The sequence below is a fragment of the Pseudomonas sp. ES1 genome (genome assembly GCF_050586605.1).
Classification (GTDB): domain Bacteria; phylum Pseudomonadota; class Gammaproteobacteria; order Pseudomonadales; family Pseudomonadaceae; genus Aquipseudomonas; species Aquipseudomonas sichuanensis.
Genome location: NZ_JBOBDM010000111.1, coordinates 1 through 7,192 on the forward strand (window position 1 = coordinate 1; position 7,192 = coordinate 7,192).

General features: G+C 66.0%; 8 protein-coding genes. 4 read left to right on the forward strand and 4 right to left on the reverse strand.

The genetic code is table 11. The features are described from left to right. The first annotated feature begins 128 nt into the window (after positions 1–128). From ACQ4N9_RS26120 to ACQ4N9_RS26135, 4 genes are all read left to right on the forward strand, one after another. Entirely contained in the window at positions 129–449 is a 321-nt protein-coding gene (locus tag ACQ4N9_RS26120; protein ID WP_390969125.1) for a hypothetical protein, read from the forward strand. A gap of 21 nt (positions 450–470) precedes the next feature. Further along, positions 471–1,619 carry a PQQ-dependent sugar dehydrogenase gene (locus tag ACQ4N9_RS26125; RefSeq protein WP_390969123.1) on the forward strand — a complete coding sequence of 383 codons (1,149 nt, stop codon included), beginning with the start codon at positions 471–473 and terminating at the stop codon, positions 1,617–1,619. A 136-nt stretch (positions 1,620–1,755) separates the two neighbouring features. Further along, positions 1,756–2,856, forward strand: a complete 1,101-nt coding sequence (gene zapE / locus ACQ4N9_RS26130; RefSeq protein WP_390969121.1) for a cell division protein ZapE — start codon at positions 1,756–1,758, stop codon at positions 2,854–2,856. Positions 2,857–2,867: 11 nt separating this feature from the next. Continuing rightward, a complete protein-coding gene (locus ACQ4N9_RS26135) occupies positions 2,868–3,449 on the forward strand; it encodes a DinB family protein (protein WP_390969119.1) in 582 nt (193 codons plus the stop codon). Positions 3,450–3,490: 41 nt separating this feature from the next. On the opposite strand, the gene ACQ4N9_RS26140 is transcribed toward ACQ4N9_RS26135, so the two are convergent. From ACQ4N9_RS26140 to ACQ4N9_RS26155, 4 genes are all read right to left on the reverse strand, one after another. Then, the gene (locus ACQ4N9_RS26140) at positions 3,491–3,928 is read right to left on the reverse strand and encodes a YqaA family protein (RefSeq protein ID WP_390969117.1); all 438 of its coding nucleotides are present in this window, start codon (positions 3,926–3,928) and stop codon (positions 3,491–3,493) included. Then, the gene (locus ACQ4N9_RS26145) at positions 3,928–4,356 is read right to left on the reverse strand and encodes a DUF411 domain-containing protein (protein ID WP_125464796.1); all 429 of its coding nucleotides are present in this window, start codon (positions 4,354–4,356) and stop codon (positions 3,928–3,930) included. Before ACQ4N9_RS26145 ends, ACQ4N9_RS26140 begins: the two co-directional genes overlap by 1 nt. Positions 4,357–4,526: 170 nt before the next feature. Beyond that, entirely contained in the window at positions 4,527–5,447 is a 921-nt protein-coding gene (locus ACQ4N9_RS26150; protein WP_390969115.1) for a copper resistance protein B, read from the reverse strand. Beyond that, positions 5,440–7,176 (reverse strand): copper resistance system multicopper oxidase, encoded by a 1,737-nt coding sequence (locus tag ACQ4N9_RS26155; protein WP_390969113.1) that lies wholly within the window; start codon positions 7,174–7,176, stop codon positions 5,440–5,442. Before ACQ4N9_RS26155 ends, ACQ4N9_RS26150 begins: the two co-directional genes overlap by 8 nt. Positions 7,177–7,192 lie beyond the last annotated feature (16 nt).

Here is a 7,192-nt window from a genome sequence, read left to right on the forward strand (position 1 = left end):
CGCTGCACTGGAAGATCCATACTGAAACATCACGAATCATCTCAATCCGCATTCTCGCTTTTGTGTCGAACCCTGCGCGTCTTAGGCTATCCAACCCTGGAGCGCGCCTTTTCGTACGGAGGTGAAGCATGAATCCCACACTGCGAGCCCTGGCCATTGGCCTGCTGCTGAGCCTGCCGCTGCAGGCCGCTGCCGTTGCGCCCATGCAATTGGCCGCCAGCGACAGTAACAACCCCTACAACAGCCCGATCCAGCGCGGCAACCCCAATAGCCGCCAGGGCAGCGTGCCCGCCACCCCTCCGGTGCGCGGCCCATCCACCCAGCCCAACCCGCGCCCGCCGACCCTCGACAACCGTGGCATCGGTAACGGCGACAACCTGCGCCGCGAGCAGCGTGCGCCCAACCTGGAACCCACCCGGCCAGCGCGCGATTCGCTACGCGTGCCCTGAGCCCCCTCGAAGGATACGAGCATGACGCCACGCACCTGGTTGACCACCCTGGCCGCCGCCAGCCTGTTTCCCCTGCTGGCTCACGCCGCCGCGGAGCAACAGTTTCCCAGTGAACAAGGCCAGCTGACCGTCAGCACCGTTGCCGACGGCCTGCGTAACCCCTGGGCCCTGGCCTTCCTGCCAGGTGGCACGGACATGCTGGTGACCGAGCGCCCCGGCAACCTGCGCATCGTCAATGCCGAAGGCAAGGTAGGCCCGCCGCTGTCCGGTGTGCCCAAGGTCTGGGCCGAAGGGCAGGGCGGGCTGCTCGATGTGGCGTTGTCACCTGACTTCGCCAAGGACCATACGATTTACCTGTCGTTCGCCGAAGAAGGCGCCGACGGCAAGGCCGGCACGGCGGTGGGCCGTGGCCAGCTGTCGCCGGACAGGGCCCGGCTGGAGAACTTCACGGTGATCTTCCGCCAGCAGCCCAAGCTGTCCGTAGGCAACCACTTCGGCTCGCGCCTGGTGTTCGATCGCGACGGCTATCTGTTCGTTGCCCTGGGCGAGAACAACCAGCGCCCCACCGCGCAGGACCTGGACAAGCTGCAAGGCAAGATCGTGCGCATCCTCCCCGACGGCAAAGTGCCCAAGGACAACCCCTTCGTCGGCCGCGACAAGGCGCGCCCGGAAATCTGGTCGTTGGGCCACCGCAACCAGCAAGGCGCCGCACTCAACCTCTGGACCGGCAAGCTGTGGACCCACGAGCACGGCCCGCGCGGCGGCGACGAGATCAACATCCCGGAGCCCGGCAAGAACTACGGCTGGCCGCTCGCCACCCACGGCATCAACTACTCGTTGTTGCCGATCCCCGAGGCCAAGGGCAAGCATGTCGATGGCATGGTCGACCCGCACCATGTGTGGGAGAAGTCGCCCGGCATCAGCGGCATGGCCTTCTACGACAGCCCGAGGTTCAAAGCCTGGGACCACAACCTGTTCATCGGCGCGTTGGCCACCCAGGAGCTGATCCGCTTGCAGCTCAAGGGGGACAAGGTGGTGCATGAAGAACGCTTGCTGGGGGAGCTGAAGGCACGCATCCGCGATGTGCGGGTGGGGCCGGATGGCTACCTGTATGTGCTGACCGATGACAAGGATGGTGCCTTGTTGAAGGTGGGGTTGGAGCAAGGTTGACGGACCTGGTTGACTGAGCTGGCCCTATCGCTGGCAAGCCAGCTCCCACAGGATTGCCTATGCCATGAGCTCAGCGCGAACCCGGTGGGAGCTGGCTTGCCAGCGATAGGGCCGAAACTGTCGTAACATGCCCGGCATGACCCCCGACTCCCTCTACCACCAGGCCCTCGACGACCGTGGCTTCGTCCCCGACCCGGCCCAGGCCGCCGCTGTCGCCGCCCTGCAGGGCTGTTTCGACGCCTTGCACCAGCACCAACCCACCCAGGGCCTCTACCTCTGGGGCCCGGTCGGCCGTGGCAAGACCTGGCTGATGGACCTGTTCCACCGGTGCCTCGAGGTTCCGGCCAGGCGCCAGCACTTCCACCATTTCATGGCCTGGGTCCACCAGCGGCTGTTCCAGCTCAATGGCACGGCCGACCCACTCAGGGCCCTGGCCAGCGGCCTGGCCGAAGAAATCCGGGTGCTGTGCTTCGACGAACTGTTCGTCAGCGATATTGGCGATGCGATCATTCTCGGCCGCCTGTTCCAGGTGCTGTTCGACCACGGTGTGATCATCGTCGCCACCTCCAACCAGCCGCCTGCGCAGCTCTACCGCGATGGTTTCAACCGCGAGCGCTTCCTCCCGGCCATCGCCGCCATCGAACGGCATATGCAGGTATTGGCGGTAGCCGGCGAGCAGGACCACCGCCTGCATCCGGGCGCCGAGCGGCAGCGTTACTGGGTTGTCGAACCCGGGCAGCCAAGCGCTCTCGAATCCGTGTTTCGCCAGTTGAGCCCAGAGGCGCTTGGCAGCGATCAGCCGTTGCAGGTTGGCTCCCGGCAGATCCGTACGCTGCGTCATAGCCAGCACGCGCTCTGGTGCCATTTCAGCGACCTGTGCGAGCAGCCCCTGGCGGCGATGGATTTCATGGCCCTGTGCGACCGCTTCCCGGCGATCCTGGTCAGTGGCATCCCGGCCCTCGGTGGCGTACAGCAGGTAGGGCGCATTGCCCGCGGCACCGAAGATGGCGCCGCGCGCGTCGAGGCCGGTGATCGTGTGCTGCCGACGCTGGCGCCCAAGGATGACAGCGTGCGCCGCTTCATCGCCTTGGTCGACGAATGCTATGACCGGCGGGTGGCGCTGTACCTGGAAGCTGAGGTTCCCCTGGATGCGCTCTACACTCAAGGGTATCTGGCGTTCCCGTACCAACGGACCCTGAGCCGGCTGCGGGAGATGCAACTGCAACGCTTCGCCTGAAGGAGCCGACCATGCAGCCACTGTCGCAACACTTGCTGACCCAGGCCTACAACAATGGCTGGGCCAACCACCGTTTGTACAAGGCCTGCCTGCAACTGAGCCACGATGAGTTCGTCGCCCCGCGGTGCAGTTTCTTCCCTTCGATCAAGGCCACCCTCAATCACTTGCTGACGGTGGACTGGTTCTACCTCGATGCGCTGGAGTGCGAGCAGCGCGGCGAGGCGCCCGACCCGGATGGCGAGCGCTTCTTCCAGCCCGAGCAACCCTTCGTCACCTGCAGCGACCTGCAGGCGCAGCAGGCCCAGGCCGACCAGCGGCTGATCAGCTATTGCCGGCAGTTGAGCGATGACCAGTTGGCGCGCTATGTGAGCCTCGTGCGCCCTGAGCGGGTGCAGCGTGAGCAGCGTCTGCGGGTGTTGGCGCACCTGTTCGAGCACCAGATCCATCACCGCGGGCAGGTGCACGCCATGCTCAGCGATACGACAGTGAAGCCACCGCAACTGGATGAGTTCTTCTGCGAGGAGGAGGCCGGCTTGCGGGCGGATGATTTCGCCGAGTTGGGTTGGAGCGAAGAGCTGGTCTGGCCCAAGTGAACGGGAGCCGCTCTGTTCTGGATGCCGGTCAGTGAACGGTGTTATGCGCTGTGAAACCAGCCCAGGGTAATCATCGCCACTACGATGTAGCGCCCGCCCTTGGCCAGGGTGACCAGCAGCAGGAAACGCCAGAAGGGTTCACGCATGATCCCGGCGATCAGCGTGAGCGGGTCGCCGATCACCGGCATCCAGCTCAGCAGCAGCGACCACTGCCCCCAGCGCTGGTAGCGCTGCTGTGCGCGCTCGAGCTGGCTGGCGCTGAACGGGAACCAGCGCTTGTCGCGCAGGTGCTCGATGGCCCGGCCCAGCAGCCAGTTGACGACAGAGCCCAGCACATTGCCCAGGGTGGCGATCAGCAGCAGGATGGCCCAGGCCTCGGGCTCGCGCAGCAACAGGCCGACCAGCACGGCTTCCGATTGCAGCGGCAGCAGCGTGGCGGCGCCGAAGGCGCTGAAGAACAGCGCCCAGAGGCTGAGCATCAGTAGTTGGCGACCACGGTGTCCTGGCCGTCGCGGGTGACCCCGATGACCTGGTAGGCATCCTTGTGGTCACCCATTTCCATGCCCGGCGAGCCCATGGGCATGCCGGGGACGGCGAGGCCCTTGAGGTCGTCGCGCTTGGCCAGCAGGCGCACCTGTTCGGCCGGCACATGGCCTTCGACGAACTTGCCGTTGATCACGCCGGTATGGCACGACGCCAAGCGCGGCGCCACGCCCAGGCGCTGCTTGACCGCGCTCATGTTCGGTTCGACGTGGTCATTGACGGTGAAGCCGTTATCGCTCAGGTGCTTGATCCATTCCTTGCAGCAGCCGCAGTTGGGATCGCGGTACACATCGATGGTTTCGCCAGCCTGGGCCAGGCCGGTGACGGCCAGCAGGCCGAGGGTGAGCAGGTGTTTGCGCAGCATGGTGAAACTCCTGTGAAACAAATACATCGTGTTGATCGGTGCGCACTACTGGCCCTGTGGGAGCGCGCTAACCTCGAGGCAAGCATCGTACCTGTGGGAGCTGGCTTGCCAGCGATGAGGCCAGCATTGACAACATAAAGCAGTTGCTCCCACAGGGCCGGAGTTCAGCCTCAAAAGCGTAATCGAACCCCGGCCACTAGTCTGGTCTGGCCAATGTCTTCGCCATCTTCCCGGGCCTGATCGGCACGGTTGCCGTGCAGGCGGTTGAAGCTGACCCCGACGTAGGGCGCAAAGCCGCGGCTGATTTCGTAGCGCAGGCGCAGGCCCACTTCGCTTTCGGCCAGGCCCGAGCCCTGTTCGCGGCCAGCGTCGTTGCGCCCGAAGAAGTTGGCTTCGACGGTCGGTTCGAGGACCCAGCGATTGGTCAGCAGCATAGCGTAACCGGCCTCCAGGCGCAGCGCGGTCTGCTGTCGCTCGCCGGCGTAGGCGGTGGCTTCCAGTTCCAGGCCGTAAAGCGGCGTGCCCTGGATGCCGAAGGCCGCCCAGCTCTGGCCGCTGGCGGGCTTGAAGTCCTGGCGCACGCCGCCGACCAGCTCCCACCAGGGGCTGATGGCATGCCCCCAAAGGGCCTGCAGCTCGGCTTTGTGGGTCTTGCCCTGTTCACGCTCGCCCTCGGTGCGCAGCCACAGGCGGTCGATGTCGCCGCCCACCCAGGCCGTGGCGTTCCAGTTCAGCGCGCTGCTGCTCTCGAAGTTCTGGTACTCCAGTTGGTCGACGATCACTGCCCAGTTGATGGCGCGGTCGTGTACCTGGTGGCCGGGCAGCGGCGGGAAGGCGGCGCGGCGGTCGGCGTCGGTGATCACGGGCAACGGGGTGCGGGGTTGGGTGCTGGCGGGCGCGCCGTGATTCATCTGGCCATGGTCCATCTTGCCGTGGTCCATGGGCATGGCAGCGTGGTTCATCTGCCCGTGGTCCATGGGCATGGCGCCATGGTTCATGTGTTCCATCCCGGCGGCCAGCGCCCGCTCGCTGGCCAGCAGGGCGAACAGGGCGACGCCGGTGGCAATGCGGCGGTTGGTCATCTCATTCATCGACGCGTACCTCGCGGAACATGCCGGTCTCCATGTGGTAGAGCAGGTGGCAGTGGTAGGCCCAGCGGCCCAGGGCATCGGCTGTGACGCGGTAACTGCGGCGGCTGCCCGGCGGCATGTCGAGGGTGTGCTTGCGCACCAGGAAGCGCCCCTGTTCATCCTCAAGGTCGCTCCACATGCCGTGCAGGTGGATGGGGTGGGTCATCATGGTGTCGTTGACCAGGGTGATGCGCACCCGCTCGCCGTACTTCAGGCGCAAGGGTTCGGCGTCGCTGAACTTGATGCCGTCGAACGACCAGGCGAAGCGCTCCATGTGCCCGGTCAGGTGCAGCTCGATATCCCGTGACGGTTCGCGGCCGTCCGGGTCGGGGTAGGGGCTGCGCAGGTCGGCGTAGGTCAGCACCCGGCGGCCGTTGTCGCGCAGGCCCAGGCCCGGGTCGGAAAGATTGGGCCGCGGGGCCATGGTCTGCATGTCCACCAGCGGGTTGTCGGTTTCGCTGGCAGGGTGCTGCTGCATGCCCGACATGCCCGACATGGCTGAATGGTCCATGCCTGCCATGCTGCCGTGGTCCATGCCGGCCATATTTGAATGATCCATCCCACCCATCCCGCCATGGCCCATGTCATCCATGGTCAATACCGGGCGCGGATCGGGCGCGGGCACCGGTGCCTGCAGCCCGGCGGCGCGGGCCAGGGTGCCGCGGGCGTAGCCGGTGCGGTCCATGCTCTGGGCATACAGGGTGTAGGCCGGCAAGTCGCCTACGGTCACCAGCACGTCATAGGTCTCGGCCACGGCGATGCGCAGCTCGTCAACCGTCACTGGGGTGATCGGCAGGCCGTCGGCGGCAATCACCGTCAGTTGCAAACCAGGGATGCGGAAGTCGAAGTAGGTCATCGCCGAGGCGTTGATCAGGCGCAGGCGCACGGTTTCGCCGGGCTGGAACAGGCAGGTGAAGTTGCCGTCCGGCGGCTGGCCGTTGAGCAGGTAGGTGTAGCTGGTAGCGCTGATGTCGGCCAGGTCGGTCGGGCTCATGCGCATCTTGGCCCAGGCCCAGCGATTGTCTGCCGCGTTGGCGAAACCCTGGTCTGCCACATCGTCGATGAAATCGCCGACCGTGCGCTTGTTGTAGTTGAAGGCGTCCGACTGCTTCTTCAGCGTCGCCATCAGCGCTTGCGGCGCCTGGTCCGACCAGTCGCTGAGCAGCAGCACATGGTCGCGCTGGTACTGATGCGGCTCGGGTTCGCGCGGCTCGATGACGATGGCGCCGTACACCCCGGCCTGCTCCTGCAGCCCGGAATGGCTGTGGTACCAGTAGGTGCCACTCTGCTTCAGGGTGAACTGGTACAGGTAGTCGCCGCCCGGTTCGATGCCGGCGAAGCTCAGGCCCGGCACGCCGTCCATGTTGGCCGGCAGGATGATGCCGTGCCAATGGATCGAGGTGTCCTGGTCCAGGCGGTTGCGCACCCGCAGGGTCACGGTGTCGCCTTCGCGCCAGCGCAATTGCGGGCCGGGCAGGCTGCCATTGATGGTCAGCGCGGTGCGTGGCTTGCCGGTGATGTTGACCGGGGTCTGGCCGATGAACAGCTCGAACTGCTGGCCGCTCAGGTCGTGCAGCGGCAGGCGGCCCTCGGCGGCCTGGGCCAGCGGGCGCCACAGGCCGAGGCCGGCCAGGGCGGTGGCGGCGCCCAGGCCCTTGACGAAGGTGCGGCGGGTGGGGGTAGGTGGCATGGCGTGGTCTCGGTGG